This is a genomic window from Streptomyces sp. NPDC003327 (assembly GCF_053589515.1).
Genome location: NZ_JBSFSA010000022.1, coordinates 75,529 through 94,079 on the forward strand (window position 1 = coordinate 75,529; position 18,551 = coordinate 94,079).

General features: G+C 70.2%; 22 protein-coding genes. 17 read left to right on the forward strand and 5 right to left on the reverse strand.

What is annotated here, in order from left to right; genetic code table 11:
• Nucleotides 1-111: 111 nt before the first annotated feature.
• Nucleotides 112-1,521, reverse strand: a complete 1,410-nt coding sequence (locus tag ACWDVG_RS18720; RefSeq protein WP_397997340.1) for a Twin-arginine translocation pathway signal — start codon at nt 1,519-1,521, stop codon at nt 112-114.
• Nucleotides 1,522-1,863: 342 nt separating this feature from the next.
• Here ACWDVG_RS18720 and ACWDVG_RS18725 point away from each other — a divergent pair, with 342 nt between their 5' ends.
• The 9 genes from ACWDVG_RS18725 (at nt 1,864) to ACWDVG_RS18765 (ending at nt 8,680) form a co-directional block, all read left to right on the forward strand.
• Nucleotides 1,864-2,274, forward strand: coding sequence for a 6-pyruvoyl trahydropterin synthase family protein (locus ACWDVG_RS18725; protein WP_397997337.1), 411 nt, complete (start codon nt 1,864-1,866; stop codon nt 2,272-2,274).
• A complete protein-coding gene (locus ACWDVG_RS18730) occupies nt 2,271-3,002 on the forward strand; it encodes a 7-carboxy-7-deazaguanine synthase QueE (RefSeq protein WP_451700350.1) in 732 nt (243 codons plus the stop codon). The genes ACWDVG_RS18725 and ACWDVG_RS18730 overlap by 4 nt, the downstream gene beginning before the upstream one ends.
• 2 nt (nt 3,003-3,004) lie before the next feature.
• Nucleotides 3,005-3,682, forward strand: coding sequence for a GTP cyclohydrolase I (gene folE, locus ACWDVG_RS18735; protein WP_451700351.1), 678 nt, complete (start codon nt 3,005-3,007; stop codon nt 3,680-3,682).
• Nucleotides 3,682-4,503 (forward strand): hypothetical protein, encoded by an 822-nt coding sequence (locus tag ACWDVG_RS18740; RefSeq protein WP_381066510.1) that lies wholly within the window; start codon nt 3,682-3,684, stop codon nt 4,501-4,503. The genes folE and ACWDVG_RS18740 overlap by 1 nt, the downstream gene beginning before the upstream one ends.
• On the forward strand, nt 4,500-5,579 hold the full coding sequence (locus tag ACWDVG_RS18745; RefSeq protein WP_451700352.1) for a hypothetical protein: 1,080 nt from the start codon (nt 4,500-4,502) through the stop codon (nt 5,577-5,579). Before ACWDVG_RS18740 ends, ACWDVG_RS18745 begins: the two co-directional genes overlap by 4 nt.
• Nucleotides 5,576-6,268, forward strand: coding sequence for a dTMP kinase (locus ACWDVG_RS18750; protein WP_397997327.1), 693 nt, complete (start codon nt 5,576-5,578; stop codon nt 6,266-6,268). The genes ACWDVG_RS18745 and ACWDVG_RS18750 overlap by 4 nt, the downstream gene beginning before the upstream one ends.
• A 33-nt stretch (nt 6,269-6,301) precedes the next feature.
• Complete coding sequence (locus ACWDVG_RS18755; protein WP_397997324.1) at nt 6,302-7,225, forward strand: DUF2797 domain-containing protein; 924 nt, start codon at nt 6,302-6,304, stop codon at nt 7,223-7,225.
• A 64-nt stretch (nt 7,226-7,289) separates the two neighbouring features.
• Entirely contained in the window at nt 7,290-8,138 is an 849-nt protein-coding gene (locus ACWDVG_RS18760) for a class I SAM-dependent methyltransferase (RefSeq protein ID WP_451700353.1), read from the forward strand.
• Between the two features lie 2 nt (nt 8,139-8,140).
• Nucleotides 8,141-8,680, forward strand: coding sequence for an NUDIX domain-containing protein (locus ACWDVG_RS18765; RefSeq protein WP_451700354.1), 540 nt, complete (start codon nt 8,141-8,143; stop codon nt 8,678-8,680).
• A gap of 20 nt (nt 8,681-8,700) precedes the next feature.
• Here the strand turns inward: ACWDVG_RS18765 and ACWDVG_RS18770 are convergent, their stop codons facing one another.
• Nucleotides 8,701-9,198 carry an NUDIX domain-containing protein gene (locus ACWDVG_RS18770; RefSeq protein WP_451700355.1) on the reverse strand — a complete coding sequence of 166 codons (498 nt, stop codon included), beginning with the start codon at nt 9,196-9,198 and terminating at the stop codon, nt 8,701-8,703.
• A 173-nt stretch (nt 9,199-9,371) separates the two neighbouring features.
• Here ACWDVG_RS18770 and ACWDVG_RS18775 point away from each other — a divergent pair, with 173 nt between their 5' ends.
• Nucleotides 9,372-10,625, forward strand: a complete 1,254-nt coding sequence (locus ACWDVG_RS18775) for a hypothetical protein (protein ID WP_451700357.1) — start codon at nt 9,372-9,374, stop codon at nt 10,623-10,625.
• A 164-nt stretch (nt 10,626-10,789) separates the two neighbouring features.
• Here the strand turns inward: ACWDVG_RS18775 and ACWDVG_RS18780 are convergent, their stop codons facing one another.
• Both ACWDVG_RS18780 and ACWDVG_RS18785 read right to left on the reverse strand, forming a co-directional pair.
• A complete protein-coding gene (locus ACWDVG_RS18780; protein ID WP_397997310.1) occupies nt 10,790-11,173 on the reverse strand; it encodes an HIT family protein in 384 nt (127 codons plus the stop codon).
• A 252-nt stretch (nt 11,174-11,425) separates the two neighbouring features.
• Nucleotides 11,426-11,842 carry an NUDIX domain-containing protein gene (locus ACWDVG_RS18785; protein WP_451700358.1) on the reverse strand — a complete coding sequence of 139 codons (417 nt, stop codon included), beginning with the start codon at nt 11,840-11,842 and terminating at the stop codon, nt 11,426-11,428.
• Nucleotides 11,843-12,399: 557 nt separating this feature from the next.
• Here ACWDVG_RS18785 and ACWDVG_RS18790 point away from each other — a divergent pair.
• From ACWDVG_RS18790 to ACWDVG_RS18820, 7 genes are all read left to right on the forward strand, one after another.
• Nucleotides 12,400-14,169, forward strand: coding sequence for an ATP-binding cassette domain-containing protein (locus tag ACWDVG_RS18790; protein ID WP_451700371.1), 1,770 nt, complete (start codon nt 12,400-12,402; stop codon nt 14,167-14,169).
• Nucleotides 14,170-14,315: 146 nt separating this feature from the next.
• On the forward strand, nt 14,316-14,801 hold the full coding sequence (locus ACWDVG_RS18795; RefSeq protein ID WP_451700359.1) for a class I SAM-dependent methyltransferase: 486 nt from the start codon (nt 14,316-14,318) through the stop codon (nt 14,799-14,801).
• Between the two features lie 33 nt (nt 14,802-14,834).
• The gene (locus ACWDVG_RS18800) at nt 14,835-15,692 is read left to right on the forward strand and encodes a class I SAM-dependent methyltransferase (RefSeq protein WP_451700360.1); all 858 of its coding nucleotides are present in this window, start codon (nt 14,835-14,837) and stop codon (nt 15,690-15,692) included.
• Complete coding sequence (locus ACWDVG_RS18805; protein ID WP_451700361.1) at nt 15,590-15,994, forward strand: nucleotide triphosphate diphosphatase NUDT15; 405 nt, start codon at nt 15,590-15,592, stop codon at nt 15,992-15,994. The genes ACWDVG_RS18800 and ACWDVG_RS18805 overlap by 103 nt, the downstream gene beginning before the upstream one ends.
• A 38-nt stretch (nt 15,995-16,032) precedes the next feature.
• The gene (locus ACWDVG_RS18810; protein ID WP_451700362.1) at nt 16,033-16,806 is read left to right on the forward strand and encodes a PIG-L deacetylase family protein; all 774 of its coding nucleotides are present in this window, start codon (nt 16,033-16,035) and stop codon (nt 16,804-16,806) included.
• A gap of 68 nt (nt 16,807-16,874) precedes the next feature.
• Entirely contained in the window at nt 16,875-17,450 is a 576-nt protein-coding gene (locus tag ACWDVG_RS18815) for a response regulator transcription factor (protein ID WP_398063961.1), read from the forward strand.
• A gap of 78 nt (nt 17,451-17,528) precedes the next feature.
• Nucleotides 17,529-17,894 (forward strand): MazG-like family protein, encoded by a 366-nt coding sequence (locus ACWDVG_RS18820; RefSeq protein WP_451700364.1) that lies wholly within the window; start codon nt 17,529-17,531, stop codon nt 17,892-17,894.
• Between the two features lie 58 nt (nt 17,895-17,952).
• Here ACWDVG_RS18820 and ACWDVG_RS18825 read toward each other — a convergent pair whose 3' ends face one another.
• The gene (locus ACWDVG_RS18825; protein ID WP_451700365.1) at nt 17,953-18,381 is read right to left on the reverse strand and encodes a hypothetical protein; all 429 of its coding nucleotides are present in this window, start codon (nt 18,379-18,381) and stop codon (nt 17,953-17,955) included.
• Nucleotides 18,382-18,551 lie beyond the last annotated feature (170 nt).

Here is an 18,551-nt window from a genome sequence, read left to right on the forward strand (position 1 = left end):
CGCGCCCAGAGCATCCGCGAGCAGATCAGCGTCCCGCTGATCCGGCCGATCAGCCCGGTGCTTCCCCGGGTCCGTTCCCTCCGACGGCAGGGGGCCGCGTACGCCAGACATCTACGCGGCAGTGCCGTCCGTCCGGACCGGAGCGGGCAGGGCGCGCAGGCGCTCGGCCAGTTCGGCGCCCTCACTGCTCGTTGCCGGGTCGAGGATTCGGGTGAGGCGGGCAAGACGGCTGCGGGCAGTGGCTCGCAGCCTCGCGGGCGGAATGAGGTCCAGGACGTTCAGCGCGCGGCCGGCTGCTGCCTCGGGGGCGTCGTGGGCTTCGGCGAGGGCGAGCACGAGGGTGGCCGCCACCCATCCCGGCGTGTGCTCGGGGGCTGCCGCGATGGATGTGCGGGCTACGCCGGCGGCCCGGTCGTAGCGCTCCAGGGTGAGGTGGGCTTCGGCGACATGGAGGCGGTGCTCGGCACGATCGTATCCGAAGCGGCCTGGGATTTCGACGGCCGTCCGCATGATCTCGTCGCTCTCGCTGACGACGTCGTCCGCGCGGGAGGCGTCCCCCAGTGCGGCAAGGGTGGGCAGCAGGGCCCAGCCCAGGAGCTGGGCGCGTCGCAGGCCGGCGGGGGCGTGCTGGAGGCCGTGCTCGGCGTGTCCGCGGGCGTGGTCCCAGTCGCGTCGGGAGGTGGCGACCATGGCCAGGGCTCCGCTGGACCAGGCGGTGAGTGCCGTCTCGCCGGTGGACTTGCCGATGGCTCCCGCCAGGGTCAGGTGAGCGCGGGCGCCGGCACGGTCGTCGAGGTGGTAGGCGAGGTTCCCGAGGAGCGCGGAGAGCCAGCCGACTTGCCGGCGCAGGCCGCGGGCTGTGTCCCGGTCGGCTGCGGCGACCACGGTGGACAGCAGGTTGCGGGTGGCCCGGACCTCGTCGTGGAGGGTAGATGGCGGGTGCTTGCTGTAGTTGAGGGCGTAGTGCTCCACTGCGGCCTCGGCCAGGGCGACGAGCGACGGCGAGCCCTCGGGCGCGTCCAGGACGGCCCACTGCACGGATTCACGGATGGCGGGCAGCCCGCTCTCGGTCGTCATGGATGCCTTTCGGTCGATGCCCTGTTCCTCACGCTGCCGCCGACCGTAGTCGAGCGGCAGCGGAGCCGCGCACGTACTGCACCACAGGTGGTTCGTGGCGAGCCCGAGCTGGTCCGGGCGTGCCCCGTACGCCCGGGAGATCATGATCCTGTACTCGTCGCCGGGCTGTGCCTGCCCGTGCTCGTACCGGCACAGCAGAGCCTGCGACAGGGCCGGCGGCAGCAGGTCGTCCGCCAGGTAGACCTGAGCGACCTCGCGGATCGCCTGTGCTCGGGACCATCCCAGAGCCAGGCGCCACGCTTCCAGCGCCGTGAGTTCGGGAATCGCGGCCCGGAGCACGGTGACGGTCCGCTCCTGGCTGTCGCCGTCTCGCTGGCACTGGGCCCGCAGCCGGGTCGCTTCCCGCTGGATCTCCGCCCGCCGCGCTCGCGATACCTTCCCCACCGTCCGCCCCCTCGTCGCCCTTCCACGCCCACACCCCTCGGGATGCCGACGGGCATTGACCGAAGCAGTCAATGTTTCTACAACACACGCTCAATGACTGTGCATCAGCACGAGGCGCATCGTAGGAGCCAGCGCTCCAACTGCCCTGAGCGACACCATTGCGTCGGACCAGCCCATGGCCGCAGGCGGATCGTGCGGGACGCACTCGTCGGGACGCGTTCGCCGGCCGCGCGGGGACCGCCGGCGCCCCAGGAATCCGTACCGGTACTGGCGACTCCCGAGCGAGGCGCCGGAGAGGGCCGCAGATGCCCTCGCTCCCTCCGTCACGAGAAAGGGACTCCCGTGGAGACCGCCCCTGTTTCCCTGCCTTCCGGCAGGTTCACGATCGGCAAGACGTTCGACTTCGAGGCCGGTCACCGCCTCGCTAGCCTCCCGCCCGAGCACAAGTGCTCCCGGCAGCACGGCCACACCTACCAGGTCGAGGTCGTGCTCTCCTCGGCCTCCCTCCAGGAGCCGGGATTCGTGACGGACTTCGGTGACCTCAGCCCGTTCAAGCGGTACCTCGACAGCGAGCTCGACCACCGCAACCTGCACGAGGTCTTCGACTTCGAGCCGACGTCCGAGCTGCTGGCGCAGTACCTGGCGGGCTGGTTCCTCGCGAACATGCCGCCGGGGATCGCCGGGCAGCTGGCCGCCGTCCGCGTCCGCGAGACCCAGCGGAGCTGGGCCCGGTTCGAGGTGGCCGCCCCGTGACCGGCGCCGCGGCAACCGTGGGCGGCCCTCTGGGGCAGCTGATCGTCGCCGAGCGCTTCGGTGTCGAGGTGCCCACGTTCCAGGGCGAGGGTCCGAGCTGCGGCCACCCGGCGATCTTCATCCGGCTGTCCCGCTGCAACCTGACCTGTGCGTCCTGCGACACGAAGGAGACGTGGGACTGGCGCCAGTTCAACCCGACGGAGGTCTCGACGCGCGAGTCCGTGCCGGACCTCCTGGCGTGGGTGCTCCAGTCGCCGGTCGAGCTCGTGGTCATCACGGGCGGAGAGCCGCTGCTCCAGCAGCGGAATCTGATTCCCCTGGTGCGGCGACTGCTGGATGAGGGCCGACGGGTCGAGTTCGAGACCAACGGCACGGTCGTGCCCGATCCCGCGCTGCTGGTCGACGGTGTCCGGTTCAACGTATCGCCGAAACTGGCGAGCTTCGGGATGGACGAGGCCAAGAGCATCGTGCCGTCCGTGCTCCGGGCGTTCGCCGCCTCCGGGCGGGCCGCGTTCAAGTTCGTCGCCTCCTCCGTCGCCGACGTCGACCGGATCGCCGAGCTGGTGGGCCGGCACGGTCTCGCGCCGGTGTGGGTGATGCCCGAGGGCATCACCGCGGAGGCCATCACCGCGACGGCCCGGGAGCTCGCGGACGCGGTCGCGGCGCGTCACTGGTACTTCACCACGCGCCTGCACGTGCTCTCCTTCGCCGACGCCCGAGGCCGCTGACCGTGCACCCCACTCATCTGCTCTTCTCCACCGTCCCCGGAAGCGAGACGACACCCATGACGAGCGCCACCACGATGGTCCCCAGTACCACCGAGCCCGGCCGCCCCATGCCGCGCGTGGACACCAGCCGGGTCGCTGCCCTGATCGGCGACCTCCTGGTCGAGCTGGGCGAGGACCCCGCCCGCGAAGGGCTGAACGGCACCCCTGAGCGGGTCGCGACCTGGTGGAGGGACTTCCTCTCCCCGGCCGACGCCCCCGCGCTCACGTGCTTCACCGAGTCCCATCTGGACGGCCAGCTGGTCGTGGTGGGCGGCATGAGCGTGTGGTCTCTCTGCGAGCATCACATGCTCCCCATGAACCTGCAGGTGACGGCCGGTTACGTGGCGGACGGCGAAGTGGTGGGCCTGTCGAAGTTCGGCCGCCTCGCCCAGTTCGCCGCCGGACGGCTGCAGGTCCAGGAACGCTTCACCCGCCAGGTCGCCGAGCACCTCGTCGGCGTCCTCGGCCGCGAGGACGTCGCGGTCACCGTGCGCGGGGTGCACCTGTGCATGAGCATGCGGGGCGTGCGGATGGAGGGCGCCCGCACCACGACGGTGCATCGGGGCGGTCGTTTCCGCACCGACCCGGTTCTCTCCCAGGAGTTCCTCACCATCGCCGCCGGGCAGTGGGGAGGGCGGTGATGGCCAAGAGCATCGACTTCTCCGTGATCGCCCCGCCCGCCTACCTCCGTGCCTTCGTCGCCCAGGAGCCCGCACGGGTCCACCACGTCGCCGCCCAGCGGGTCCTGACGGACCTCTCCTACCGGGACTTCTTCGCCCGGGAGGCTGTACGCGGCGCCGAGATCATCGTCGACAACGGGCTCTTCGACCTCGGCTACGCCCTGCCCGCCGCCGACCTCGTCCGGGCCGCGCTCGCGGTGTCGGCGCGGGAGATCATCCTGCCGGACGTCATGCGGGACGGGGCCGCCACCTTGAAGGCCAGCGAGCAGGCCGCGCGCGAGATCCGGGAGCTGTCTGGTGACACCTTCCGGCTGTGCGCGGTCCTGCACGCCTCGGACGACGAGGAGTGGCGGCGGACCTACGACGCGTTCGTGAACAGCGGCTGGGCCGGGGCCATCGCCCTGCCGGCCTCGCGCCGTCCGGATCCGGACGGGCAGCTGTGCCGCACCCGCTGGCTGGCGACCGCCTACCTGGAAGAGCACGGTCTGGTCGACGACCTGATCGTCTACCGGCTGCTGGGTCTGGGCCGGACCGGGCACCTGGAACTCGTCGAGCAGCGCGAGCACGAGTGGATCTCCTCCGTGGACGGCGCAGCGCCGGTCATCCTCGGCGCGATGGGCATCGCCCTGCGACTCGAAGGCCCCTACGAGAAGCCCTCCACGCCCCGCATCGAGAACCTCGGCCCGATCCTCCCGAACCGCTTCGACCTGATCCGGCGGAACATCGCCGTCGTCCGTACCGCGGCCGGCAGCAGTGTCACGATCGCCGAGGAGAACCGATGACGTCCCTGATCGCCGCTCCCGCCCCCGGGCTGCTGCACGCGAGCCCGGTCGACTTCCACGGGCACACCATGAGCCCCAGCCGTCTGCTTCGCTACCTGGAGATCAAGGTCCACGACCTCATCCAGGAAAAGGACTGGGACAGCATCCGCGTGGTGGGCGGCTACGACCGCACCGCGGTGGTCTCCCGATACGAGAAGACCGGGAAGCTGTTCAACATCGAGCGGCCCACCGCGACCGTACAGGGCCGGGACCTGGTCCTCCAAGCGTTCCCCGGCGCCGACTACGTCCAGCACTACGCGCTGATCATCGCCACCTATCTGGCCCTGACAGGGCGGCCGGCGGACATCGTCACCTACCAGCCGCCCGGGCAGGAACAGTGCCGTTCCGCTTTCGACACGCTCGATCTGGACCTGGACGGCGATCTGGTGATCGTCGGCTGGGGCCTTCAGCACCTCGCCCCCACGAACGGGGTGTGGATGCGGGGGCCCGGCTACGCCTGGCAGCGCGCGGAGATAGCCGGACGGCGCATGGTCTACCTCGGGTTCCTCCACAGCATCTGGGGCGACGTAGCCGGACGGGTCGTCGCACGGCTGGCCCAGCTCGGCGCCGGCGACGTCGTCTACATCGGCAAGGTCGGCTCGCTGGCCCCCGGGATCGAGCCGAACACCTGGCTGGCGACGGGCAACACCAGTCTGCTGCGGGGGTCGCTGGTGACCTGGGACGACTTCTTCGGCGACTTCGCCGCCGCCCAGGGCGGCGTGCAGAGCGGCCTGCACGTTTCCTCGCCCTCGATCCTGCTGGAGGACACCGACTGGCTGGCCCGGCATATGCCCTCGTACGCCTTCGTCGACCCGGAGATCGGCCCGATGGGGGCAGCCGCCCACACGGCAGGGATCCGGTTCGGATACCTGCACGTCATCTCCAACAACCTCACCGCGCACTACCCCGCCGACCTATCCAACGAGCGGCACGACGACGTCCTGCGGCGGCGAGCCGTCCTCATCGACCGGATCCGCACCATCATCACCCACCGCCTGGCCGGCACTCCGGCCCGCTCCGGGGAAGGAACCCGATGACGACCAGCACGACGTCCGCCCCTGAGCCCGGGCGGCTGATCACCTTCGTCGGCGGCGACGGAGCCGGCAAGTCTACCCTCGCCACCCGCCTGCACCAGGCCCTGACCGACGCCGGCCACGAGGCGATCCTCGTCGGCAAGCACACCACCGGCATCACGGCGGACCCGGAGCTGTCTGCATACCTCGACCGCCTCAACCAGCTGGTCTACCGGCGCGACGCCCACGTCGCCCAGGCGTGCGGCGACCACTACTGGCTGCTGGCCCTGGCCTCCTGGTACACCCTGCAGGACCGACTCGTGATCCGGCCCGCGCTCGCTGCCGGCATCCACGTGGTCCTCGACAACGCCCACCACAAGATCCTCGCCCGCTACGTGGTCAACCCCGACGTCCCCGCCCGCCTCGCCGAACAGGTCTTCGCCCATCTGACCGAACCCGACCTGGTGTTCTTCCTGAACATCGGCGCCCGCGAAGCCCTCGCCCGCAAGGGCTCGTTCACCTCTCTGGAGACCGGCCACTCCGGCGACGGAGACGAGGACTTCATCCGCTACCAGGACACCGTCCTGAACCAGATGCGCGAACAGGCGTCCTGCAGCGACTGGCTGTGGCTCGACGTCGCGGGCCTGGACCGGGACGAGGTCTTTAAGACGGCCGCCGGCAACCTGGCTGACCGTCTGAACCTGACCGTCTGACCCACCCCACGCACTGATCGGCGAGGAACCACCATGGACCAGAGCCTGCCCGCCAGCGGGACGTACGTATGCCACGGCATCACCTGGGCGAACGGAGCCCCCTGTCTCCTGCTCGCCCCGCCGCCCGGCGAACCCCTGCTTCACGCCCAGGTCGTGGGCGGGCGTCTGGCCTACCAGGTGAACGGTGCCGGCCGGTGGTGCACCGGCCGGTACCGGTTCGCCGACCGCGTCCGCGTCGAAGCCGTCGCCTGCCCCGACCAGGCCCCGGCCGAGACCGGCGGCCAGTGCGCCGCCTGCACGGCGCGGGACGAATTCCGCTTCGCCCACCAGTTCCACTCCGGGGGCCACGTCCCCGGCGCCCTGGCCGCCTACATGGCTCAGCCGCACTGGCTCTATCTGGCGACGTTCGCCGACGGCACCACCAAGGTCGGCACCGCAGCCGAACCCCGAAAGCGCTCCCGCCTCGACGAGCAGGGGGCCCTGGCGGCCACCTACCTGGCCAAGAGCCCCGACGGGCGCACGGTGCGGTTCGTCGAGGACGCTCTCTCCCGGCGCCTGGACCTGACGCAGACCGTTCGGGCCGCGGCCAAACTGAAGGCTCTGGCGGCTCTGCGCGACCTCGCTCCCGTCCGCGCCGCCCACCAGCAGCACCTCGACCGGGCGGCCGAAGCCCTGTCCGAGATGAACATCCCGGCCGTGCTGGAGCCGTGGGCGCCGCCCGCCGAAGGCGACCTGCTCCGTGCCCCCGTCACCGAGCGTGCCCTGTACCCGCACGACCTGCGCGAGGGCGAGCACGGCCTGACGGTGCTCGCCTGCGTTGGCTCCCAGTGCCTGGCCACGCTCGACGGTGACGACCTGCCCTACCTGCTCGACCTCGGTGTCCTCAAGGGCCACCGCATCACCCTCGGGCCGCAGTTCTCCTCCCCCGCCGCCGCGGTGCAGTCCGCTCTCTTCTGACCCTTCAAGCCTCTGGTCCGGCCCCGGCCGCGGCCCCGATCCGTGAAGCGAGGACCTCTCCACCATGGCACCCCAGGACGCCCTGACCGGCTGGGACGAGAACGCCACCGCCGAGGCGTACGAAGCCTTCACCCGCATCCACCCGATGTATAACGTCACCAGCCTCGACCTCGCCGGCAGAGCCGGGCTGGCCGACGCCGGTCTGGTGGTGGACCTGTGCGGCGGGGCGGGTGCGACCGCCCGCGCGATTCTCGGCCTGGTCCCGGACCGGGCCCGGGTCGTCTCCGTGGACAGCTCCGGCGCGATGCAGCGTGTCGGCCGACGCTCCCTGTCCGATCCCCGGCTGTCCTGGATCACCGCCCCGGCCGAGCAGCTCGACGCACACGTCCCGGCCGGCGGTGTGGACGCGGTGGTGTGCAACTCGGCGATCTGGAAGGCCGACGTCGCGGCGGTCTTCGCCGCCGTCGCCCGCGTCCTGCGCCCGGGCAGCCGGTTCGTCTTCAACATCGGCGGCGGCTTCGCGGGCGTGCACCACCCCGACGAGCGCACCGTCCGTACCGGCCCGTCGCTGAACACCCTCATCCATCTGGTCGCCGCCCGCGATCACGGCTACACCCCTCCGCCGAAGGGCACGGATACGGCACCGAAACTGCCGCTGGAGACGGTCACCACCGAGCTGGCCGCCGCCGGACTGGCCCTCGTCGAGACAGAGGTCACCGCCCAGCACGGCACTATGGCGGAGAAGAAGGCGTGGCTGTCCATTCCCGTGTTCGCCCGTCCGGCAGGCGGCGGGTTCACCCACGCCCAGCGGATGGAGATCCTGGACGCGGCCTACTCCCTGACCACGCCCGACACCCCGACCGTGACGAGCTGGCTCGTCGCCGTCGCCCAGCGGCCCGTGGACACGCCATGAGCATGGCCGCCTCTTCCCCCGTTGCCACCGAGGACTCCTGCGACCACACCAGCGTCGGGGTGCTGGTTCCCGGACCGGAGGGGCTGCTGGTGTTCGAGCGGGCGACGCCGCCGGCCGGTCTCGCACCGGTCGCCGGCCACATCGACCAGCACGGCAGCCCCGAACAGGCCGCCCGCAACGAGGTGGCCGAAGAGGTCGGGCTCACCGTCACCCGCCTGCACCCGCTGCTGACCCAGTGGCGCCCCAACCACTGCCGACGCACGCCCAGCGGCCCGGTCGGGCACCAGTGGTGGATCTTCCAAGCCGAGGTCCGCGGAACTCTGCGTTTCTCGGCCAGGGAGGTACGTGCCCCCCGGTGGGTCCGTCCCGAGCAGCTCCAGCACACCGCGCTGCGCACCGTCGACTACGCCGAAGGCCGCCTAACCAGGACCGAGTTCGAAAGCCGTCCCGGCCTGGCCCCGGTGTGGTGCCACTTCCTGCATGCCCTCCGGCTGATCACCCTGCCGCCGTCCGCCCTCGCCCGGATTGACACCGTCCTGTGAACGGCCGCCGAACCACCCGGTCAGCGGGCGCGAGCCGCCGAGGTGGCCAGGCGCCGGGCGTGCGTACGGATGCGGTCGCGGTCGTCGGGGAACACGCTCTCCCACTCCTCGTCCAGGCGGAACCACGCCGCCGGCTGCCCCGGCTCCGCCGCGAGCGATACTTCGCGGTCGACGATCGCGGCGTAGGACAGGCCCAGCGTCGGGGACCAGTCGGACCGGTAGGACCGCACCGCCACGGCAGCGGGCTCGGCCAGCAGCTCGGCCCGCAGGCCGGTCTCCTCCAGCAGCTCACGGACGGCTGCCGCACGCGGCGTCTCCCCCGGCTCTGCCTTGCCGCCGGGAGGCACCCATCCGCGGACACGGTGCTTGACCAGCAGCACGTACTCGAAGGCGGGATCGGTCACCCACACCTCGGCCGCCAACGGCTCCATCCGGCGCCGGCGTGCCTCCTCCAGCCAGGCCCGCGCCCCGTCGAACTCCAGCGCGGCAAGACCGGCATCCGCAACAGCCTCGTCCACGACCACCTGAACAGCATCACCAAGACTCACCCGCACCACCCTAGGCCGACACCCCACCCGTGCGGCGCAGGACTGGCCCGCCGAACAGACGACCGTGCCCGACCAGGGGCCCTGTGTCGCAAAGGCAGCGAGGCGGCAAGCGCGGTGCCCACTTCACGAAAGGAAGGCAGGACATGAGCACCAGCACGACGGCGCTAGGAGCATGGGTGGTCCTCGGCGGCGTCCATCTCCTCAACCGCACCCTGCCACGTCGGGCAATCGAGCCCCTCGTCCTCGTCCGGGTCACCCCGCAGGAGGTGAGCCGGCCGAGCGCCACCGTGATCATCCGCTGGGACACGCTCGGAACATGTTCCGCCGAAGCGCTACGCAGCGACGGCATCCGGATCGGCTCGGCCCGGATCAACGGTGAGGACCTGTTCCCCGACGCCATCGCCGGCACTGCCCTGCGCGGGCTGATCGGTGCCGAGGCCGCCGCAAGCCTGGTGCCCCTGTGCTACCTGGCCAAATACCCCGATGGCTACCACGCCTACGCGCAGATCCGGTTCCACCCCGAGGATGCCTGCTTCGTGCGCACCACCAGCGAGCCGATCGGCCACGGACCGGTTCAGGCCCTTCGCTGGCTCGACCTGGTCCTGGCCGCGCACCACCTGTCGAGCACGGCACTCAACAACCACCGCCGATACTTCCGCAAGCACTTTGAAGGCACCGAGCTGGAGTACAAGTACACCCTCGACCCGGCGCCCGACATCTGGGCCGCCTCCATGGAACTCCTCAAGGCGCTGCGCGACGGTGAGCTGGAGGGTTGCCGGCCGGAGTACCGGGAGGAATTCCAGATCCACCACACCGAGAACTACCTCTTCGAGGTCACCGGCCCCGATCCGGAGGTCGGCTACGCCTCCTTCATTCCCACGGTCACAGCCGGAAACGTGCTCAAGCGGAAGTGGTTCGCCAAGGACACCTTCGCCCGCCGAGAAGAGCTGGTGTACGGCATCAACGTCACCTCCGACAGCTTCGAGGCTTACCTACGTAGCGAACTGGGCCTCCAGGTACGGGCTATGCCGCCCTTCGAGCGTGTCCGCTACGACATCCAGTGTGAGTCGATGCGCACCGGTCACGTCTACGGAATCTTCCTCGACCGCTGCGCTCTCCTCGCGGACCCCACGGTGATCCTCTCGCAGTGCGAGCTGGAGTACCTGCGCACGCGGGGGGTCCTCGCCCAGGACCAGGACGAAGTCCTCGGCGAGATGGAGCGCATCAACGGCTGGCTCCGAAACTACGTCGCCAGCCGTGGTTGGGCGGTCGAGCACACCTTCCACTCCAAGCTGAGCTTCCTCCGGAGCGCCGTCGCCGCCCGGCCGACCCTGGTGACGGCCGGCTACGTACGCCGCGCAGCGACCGGACCGGTGCCGTTTTGTCCCGGGCGATGACCGGCTCGCCGGAGGGGCTCGCCGGCGAAGGCGTGCGAGACTCTCGCCCCGTTGACCGGTGCGCGCCTTCCGAAGGCAAGCCGAGAACACGTGCACGCCGCCGCGGCGTGAGACGCGTGGATCGCGGTGGACGCGCGAACCTCCCGACGTCGGCGAGGCTGGTCTCAGCCGTCGTGGTGACCGTAGGTGTCGAGGATCTGCTTGGTGCTCTCGCCCCGGAAGACCACGTGCCAGTGCATGTGCTTGGACTCCTGGTACAGCCCGAGGTTCGTGGTCACCGAGCACGACCCGTGCTCCTTCTCGACCCCCGCAGCCACCTCGCGCACCAGCCCGACGACCTCCGTCAGCAGGTTCGCGTCGGCGTGGCCCAGGTCCGTCAGCGACGGCACGTGTTCTTTGGGGATCACCACGATGTGCACCGGGTGCGCGGGGTTGGTGTGGTGGAAGGCGAGAGCCCGGTCCGTCTCCGCGACGATCTCGATCGGCGCCAGGCCGGACAGCGCCTGGTGGCAGTAGAAGTCAGAGACAGCAGTATGACCAGTCGTCACAGTCGGTCACTTTCTGTTTTCGTCGGGCGAGTCGCGCGCCGGCCTGCAGGGCGCGTCTCCCCACACCCTGGAAATCAACCGGACCAGCCGGGTGCAGGCAAACTCAAGGTACACAAAGGGGTGTTACTGGCGCGCTTGATGGACCGGCTCGCCTTCGAGCCCGCCTTAATCCATGCCCGATCGGGTGATGCGTCGCACCCCAAGGACTGGCAGCGCACGGCGGGCGCAGCGCCCCCGCGCACCGCCTCTAAGTCAGTTGACCTGCGTCGGCGCGCAGATCGCTCGGGCGATACGGCTTCCGACAAGGCGTTCGGCGACATCGAGCGGGTACCAACCAGCGCCTGTCACCTCGGACTCCTGCAGACGCCCCACCTCGCCGCGGACCGTGGTGAAGGCGAAGCCGAGGTCCAGGTGGAAGTGCTCTGGCTCGCCCTTCTGAGGCCGGGCGGGCACCAAGCCGTACTCGACGTAAACGGGAGCCGACGAGACGGCAGAGACCTGGCTGGGGTCGATACCGGTCTCCTCCGCCAGCTCGCGCGCTGCCGCCTCGACCAGCGTGGCATCGGTCGGCTCGACGTGGCCGCCCGGCTGCAAGGTGATTCCGTAGGCGCGGTGCTCGACGAGCAGGATCTCGGCGCCTCTGCGGACAACCAGGGCACCGACGGTCACATGCAAGGGGAAGGTGAACCGGGAGGCGAAGTCCTGGCCTTGCCCCAAGAGACGCAGAGGCTCAGACAGCTGCTCAACCTCGTCCGGGTAGTGCTGCAGCTAGGCACCAAGGGCGTCCGAGATGTCGGTGTCCGTGATCGCCACAAGTCAACTCCAGCGAAGGCGTACGGGGCGGGAAGGCTCGCACTCTACAAGTCGCACGGGATTCGCAGTACGCCAACGCGCTCATCTTCACGCCGAAGCGCTCGCTGGCGGCGTTTCGGCCAACCTCCTTCCTCAGTAGCCCTGTTGCTGCAGGCGGGCCGATGCACTATCCACGCTCCGACACGCGCCGAATCTCGGGGATCCCACTGAGACCGAAAGACACCAGTTCGATATCCCGGCGCGGTCGTTGAGCTACCCGACCGCCCCACGCGACCGTCCAGGAGGAACCGCCGTTGACCTCGACTCCCGTGAACGATCAGCACAAGACCACACCGCCTCCTCCCCCGCCGGCGGAGATCACCTACACCGGGCAGTACTCCATCAACCCGCTCGCCGAGGCGTCCTTCCGGCGGATGTGCGCGCAGATCCCCGCCGTCCTGGGCCGGATCGCGCGGCTGTCCTGGCGGATCGACCGGGGCGCCGTGCAGCTGCTTCTCGGCTGCCAGCTGGTCACGGGCGTCTCGGCCGCCGTGCTGCTGACGGCCACCGCCCGCGCCATGGAACCCGTACTCGGACCCGGGTCCGCCGGAGACCGCCTGCGGGGTGCCCTGCCGGCGCTGCTCGTGGTGACGGTCGCCGCCGCCGTGGCTCGGACAGCGAGAGCGGTGGCCTCGTACGCGGGGCGGCGGATCACGCCGCGGTTGACGACGGAGATGGATTCGGCGCTGGTCGAGGCGGTGTGCCGAGTGGAGGCGGCTGCGTACGCGGAGGACGGTTTCTCCGACCGGCGTGAGGCGGCGGAGATGGGGGTGGTGCGCACCCATGTGATGGTGGCCGACGCGCAGCAGTTCGTGTCGGCGGTGATCCGCATGGTCACCGCCGGCGGCGTTCTGTCGGTGCTGAACCCGCTGATGCTGCCGCTGCTGCTGCTCGCCGTGCTGCCGGCCGGTGTCGGGGCGGTGCTGAGCGCGCGGGTGGACTACGAGATCCACTACGGCAACATCGCGGATCGCAACGTACGCGGGATGATGCGCTGGTGGGCCACCGAGTCCAAGTACAGCGACGAGGTCCGCGCGAACTCCATGGTCGACTATCTCGTCTACTGGTACCGGGCCCTGTCGGACCGGTGCGATCGGCGCACCCTGGCCGCCGCGCCACGAACCCTGCGGATCGCTCTGTTGTCCGCGCTCGCCGGTGGCATCTGCCTGGCGGCGACGTGGGGTGCACTGGCGTGGCTGGCGGTCTCCGGCCGGATCGACCTCGCCGTCGCCGCGACGGCCGTGATCGCGGTGCAGACCATGCTCGCCGCCTTGACCCAGGTCGTCACCGGCGGCGCCGCGGTCTTCCACACCAGCCTGTACCTCGGCGACATGCAGAGCTTCCTCGACGAGGCCGCCGACCGCGCGCCCCAGCGGGGTCCTTGCCGTCTGGCCGCCCCGGTGGACGAGATCCATCTGGAAGAGGTGGTCTACCAGTACCCGGGCAAGGACAAGCCCGCCGTCGACGGCGTCTCGCTGGCCCTGCGGCGCGGCCAGATCCTTGCGATCGTCGGGGCGAACGGTTCCGGGAAGAGCACCCTGACCCGGCTGCTGACCGGCATCTACCTGGCGGACAAGGGCACGGTCTCGTGGAACGGCATTGACCTCGCCGACGCCGACCCGGCCTCGGTCTGGCGCCTGACCGGCCTGGTGCCGCAGATCTTCGGGCAGTGGCCGCTGCGCCTGCGCGAGAACGTGACCCTCGGCCAGCCGCGTACCGACGACGACGCACCGGTGTGGGAGGCCGTCGACGCGGTCGGTCTGCGCGACGCCGTCGACGACCTCCCCGCCGGCCTCGACACCCTCCTCGCCCGGGACCTCTGGGGCGGCACGGAACTCTCCGGGGGCCAGTGGCAGCGCATCGCCTGCTCCAGGGCCCTGTACCGCCGGCCCGAACTCCTGATCCTCGACGAGCCCACCTCCCAGATGGACCCCAGGGGCGAACACCAGATCTTCGAGCAGATCAAGGCGATCGCCGCGGACCGCATCACCATCGTCGTCACCCACCGCCTGGAGAACACCAAGATCGCCGACCACATCATCGTGATGGAGCACGGCCGGATCACCGAACAGGGCCGGTACGACGACCTCGCCCACGGCGGCGGAACCTTCGCCGAACTCCTGGAACTCTCCCAGGACCGCTGACCGACCTCACCGCGCCCCCTGCCACGCCCCGCCCGAGAGGGAACCTCGTGACCGCCACCGCATCTACCGCAACCCCGGACTATTGGGAGCCCTTGTGGCACAGCGGCCGTCGATACCGGCCGCTGTGCCAGGCCGAGAAGCAGCTGATGGCCGAGCACCTCGGCCCCGGCGAGGGCCGCCCTGCCCTCGACATCGGCAGCGGCGACGGCGGCCTCGCCCGCCACCTCCACCACGAGCTCGACTACCGCACGACCGGCATCGACTGCTCCCCCAGCGCCATCACGCTCGCCGCCGCCCAGGACGCCGGGTCGGGGCCGACATGGCAGTGCCTGGACATCGCGACCGGCGACCTCACGACGCTCCCGGACCCGGCCTACGCCCTCATCACCTGCCGCCTGGTCTACCGGTGGATGGACGACAAGCCCGGCTTCCTCAGCCGTGTCCGCCACCTGCTCGCGCCCGGCGGAACCTTCTGGGTCGTCACCGAGATCGCCGGCCGCCGCACGACCACCGAGCCGAGCCTCCTCGGCCTCGGCATCCCGCCGGCGGACGCCGAACTGCTCGCGGCCGGCTGGTCCGTCGCGCGGACCGCCGACCTCGACGTCCTGCGCTGCTACGCCCTGCGCCCCTGACCACCCGGCCCCGCGAACGGAAGGAAGTTCATCGTGCTGGACGTCGAGAAGGAAATCGGCGAGATCTGGAGCCTCTATGGTCGCCATCAGCTCGGCCGCACGTTCGACCTGCCTGAGCTGGGCGAATGGGCCTGGGATATGGCGCAGGCCGGGCCCGGAATCAGCGTGCTCGGCGAGGTCGCCGGCCTGCGCGTCCTGGACCTGGGATCCGGAGTCGGCCGACACGCCGCCCACCTGGCCGCCCTCGGCGCCGACGTCACCGCCGTCGACGCCTCCCCCACCCAGCACCAGCGCGCCCTCGCCCGCTACCCCGGCACCCCCGGCCTGCGCCTGGTGTGCGCCGACGCCGTCGACCACCTGCGGGAAGCCGACCCCTACGATCTGGTCTACTCCGTCAGCGGCGTGCCGTTCATGGATCCGCACCGCCTTCTGCCCGCCCTGGCCAACGGCCTCAGGCCCGGTGGGCGGCTGGTGTTCAGCGCGCTGCACACCACCTCGAACGGTGACGGCCCCTCCGGCTCCGTCACGGCCCGCCCCGAGATCCTGCGGCTGCCCGGCTCGGACATCGAGCACCAGATGCACATGTGGGTCCTCGAACCGCAGCTGTGGGAGGACCTCCTCGTCGACCACGGTCTCGTCATGGAGACAGTCACGACGATCGACTCCCCACAGGCCGACCAGCCGCTGTCGTACCGGCTGTACGCGGCTCGCCGCCCGGAACGGATCCGCAGCCGGCCCCGGACATCGGCGCCGCCCGCACCCCACGCGGCGCTGGGGTCGGCATCATCGTGCACGGCCCGGACGGTGTCCTGCTGGGGCGCCACCGGCTCGGGACATGGGAAGTGCCCGGCGGATCGCTGGAGCCCGGCGAGACGTTCACCGAGGCCGTGATCCGAGAGCTCGCCGAGGAAACCGGACTGATCGCGGAACCCGCCGATGTGCAGGTGCTCGGCACACTTCTCGACCACGTGGACGGCATCCTCCGGCTCACGGTGCCCGCGCTGGTCTCCCGCTGGTCCGGCACACCACGGGAGCTGGAGAGAACGATCGGCTCGTGGCGGTTCTGGAGCCTCGACGCACTGCCCCAGCCCCTCTTCGTGCCAAGCAGCCAGTGCCTGACGGCGTGGAACAAGGATCTCCCCCTCGACCACCCGCCAGCCGACTTCCAGCCCTACAACACCGGCCTCGCCTAGCCCGGCGGCCACCACCACCTCAGTAAAGGAGCCCTGCCATGGACCAGCCATCGCGCCCTTCACTCCTCGCCGTCTTCGGCCACCCCGACGACGAAGCACTGCTGGCAGGAGGCGTCCTGGCGCAGCACGCCGCCGCGGGAGCGGACACGGCCGTCGTCACTGCGACGTGGGCCTCTGTTACCCATCGAGCCGCAGAGCTGGCCGATGCCTTGGCTGTTCTCGGCGCCGGGGAACCGCGGATGCTCGGCTACGCCGATGCGCGCGTCCCCGAATCGGCCCCCGCACGGCCTCGACTGTGCGATACGCCGATCGACGAGCTGACCGAGGCGATCGTCTCCCACATCAGGGCGGTACGCCCGCACATCCTGATCACCCACGACGCGTACGGTCAGCTGACCGGGCATCCCGATCACGTCCGCACCCACCAGGCAACCCTCCTCGCCTTCCACGCAGCCGGACTCGAACACCGCTACCCGGACGCGGGGCCGCCCTGGCGCCCCCATGCCCTGTACGCAGCCACGCACCCGCACTCGCGTGCCGGCACTCTGAGCGCGCTCATGAAGCGGGTCGGCAAAACGACACTGAGCGTCCCGGACGAGCAGGTCACCGCGGCGGTCGACGTGGGCAGCCATCTCGACCAGAAGTGGCGGGCCATCCTCGCCCACAGGAGCCAGGTGTCCAGGGAACGCCCCCTGCCCGGCATCCTCTCCCGCCTCGCGCCCGTCGACCGCGAACCACTCATCCGGACCGAGTACTTCACCCGCCTCTCACCCGACCACATGCCCGGCACACGGCCAAACCTGGTCATCTGACGATCACAATGACCACGAACCGAATTAGTGTCGCGCTACGCGCACCGGACCCGATCTCGCAGGCCGGAGTGACGAGTCAGTTACGAACTCGCCCCGAGATCACCATCGCCGACTGGAACGAGGACGCCGACCCGGCGCCCGAGGTCGTCGTGCTCGTGGTGGACACCGTCGACGAGGACGTCCTGCAGCTGCTGCGTCGCATCCGGCGCACCAGCCCGGCCCGCCCCGTCCTCGTGACGACGGGCATTGACGAGCAGAAGTTGGTGAGCGCGGCGGAGTGCGGGGTCGCCGGGGTGATCCGGCGCGCGGAGGCGACGCCCGAGCACCTGGTGCACGTGATCGGCACGGTCGCGAAGGGCGCCGGACACCTCCCTGCCGACCTGGTGGGGCGCCTCTTGGAGGAGGTCGGCCGGCTCCAGGGCCAGGTCCTCGGCCCGCGCGGGCTGCACTTCACTGGGCTCGCGGCGCGCGAGGTGGACGTGCTGCGCCTGGCGGCGGAGGGCTACGACACTGCGGACATCGCCGCGAGGCTCTCGTACTCCGAACGCACCATCAAGAACGTGCTACATGGGGTCATCACCCGCCTGCAGCTGCGCAACCGGACCCACGCGGTGGCCTACGCGATGCGGCAGGGACTCATATGACAAGCCCGATATCACGTGCGTCGACGTCCCCACCTGCAAATACTCGTTTCCCCCTCCGAAAACACCAAGGAGCCCGTTTTGAACACCACCCCGTGGGAGACCATCGGCCAACTCGCCGACCTCTTCACTCGCCTCGATACCGCGCGCGGGATTTCCACTGAGCAGCAGTGGACCCTGCAGGTCCTCAAACTCACCGAGGAGGTGGGCGAGTCGGCCCAGGCCGTGATCGGCGCCTGGGCCACCAATCCCCGGAAGGGACAGAGCCACACCTGGGAGCACGTCCAGGAGGAGGTCGCCGACACCGCAATCACCAGCTTGGTCGCACTGCACCGAATGCTCGGCGACGAGGCGCCAGCCTTCTTCGAAACCCTGCTTACCCAGAAGGCCGCGAAGTTCCTCGCTTGGGGCAATGGGGCCGACGTCCCACCCCTCGAAGGGACGTGAGCAGAACATGAAGGTCATCGGTAGGTCCATGCGGTAAGAGCGTCGGCGAGCAGACTCCCTACTGCCTGAACCCTCGACGGATCTCTTCGGCGAGGAGGCCGTCCTGCTCACTGAGTCCCAGATAGGCCCATGAGATTCCCGCGTCGGCGAGCGCTTCGGCCAGGGTGGCCCTCCCCGGGTACCGGGCTTCGACGGCGTCCAGCTCAGCGGAGCGCGCTGCGATCCGCTGCATGGCCTCGTCACGAGCTGAGGCAGCATCCGCTTCGTCGACCCACGCCTGTGCCTCGTCCAGGGCAAGGCGGGCGTCGGCCTCCTCTCCCTTCAGAGCATCGAAGACCATGCTGATGACCTCCGGCCCTTCCAGGTCGGGCCGCTCAGCGTAGATCTGGCGAAGTTTGTTCTCCAGGAGGATGAAGGACCCTTCTGGAAGGGTGCTGCGCACCGATTCCAGGGCCTTGTCGAGCTGGGCATCGAACTGGTCAGGCATATCCACCGTGGCTCTCGAAGCGGCGCCCTGGGCGTTGTGCCGGTGGCGCTGGGGATCGGACTGGGGAGGCGGGGCCTAGTACTGCAACGGTGTTTGCTGTGACTGGTGGCCAGGTTATGGGGGTGTGTGGCCGCGTTGTTTGTAGTGGCTGATGCGGGCTTGGTGTTGTC

Coding starts and splice junctions, on each gene's coding strand:
- ACWDVG_RS18740 (WP_381066510.1), top strand. CDS start 3,682: ATGGCCAAGAGCATCGACTTCTCCGTGATCGCCCCGCCCGCCTACCTC.
- ACWDVG_RS18750 (WP_397997327.1), top strand. CDS start 5,576: ATGACGACCAGCACGACGTCCGCCCCTGAGCCCGGGCGGCTGATCACC.
- ACWDVG_RS18810 (WP_451700362.1), top strand. CDS start 16,033: ATGGACCAGCCATCGCGCCCTTCACTCCTCGCCGTCTTCGGCCACCCC.
- ACWDVG_RS18765 (WP_451700354.1), top strand. CDS start 8,141: ATGGCCGCCTCTTCCCCCGTTGCCACCGAGGACTCCTGCGACCACACC.
- ACWDVG_RS18825 (WP_451700365.1), bottom strand. CDS start 18,381: ATGCCTGACCAGTTCGATGCCCAGCTCGACAAGGCCCTGGAATCGGTG.
- ACWDVG_RS18775 (WP_451700357.1), top strand. CDS start 9,372: ATGAGCACCAGCACGACGGCGCTAGGAGCATGGGTGGTCCTCGGCGGC.
- ACWDVG_RS18745 (WP_451700352.1), top strand. CDS start 4,500: ATGACGTCCCTGATCGCCGCTCCCGCCCCCGGGCTGCTGCACGCGAGC.
- ACWDVG_RS18795 (WP_451700359.1), top strand. CDS start 14,316: ATGGCCGAGCACCTCGGCCCCGGCGAGGGCCGCCCTGCCCTCGACATC.
- ACWDVG_RS18755 (WP_397997324.1), top strand. CDS start 6,302: ATGGACCAGAGCCTGCCCGCCAGCGGGACGTACGTATGCCACGGCATC.
- ACWDVG_RS18760 (WP_451700353.1), top strand. CDS start 7,290: ATGGCACCCCAGGACGCCCTGACCGGCTGGGACGAGAACGCCACCGCC.
- ACWDVG_RS18790 (WP_451700371.1), top strand. CDS start 12,400: ATGTGCGCGCAGATCCCCGCCGTCCTGGGCCGGATCGCGCGGCTGTCC.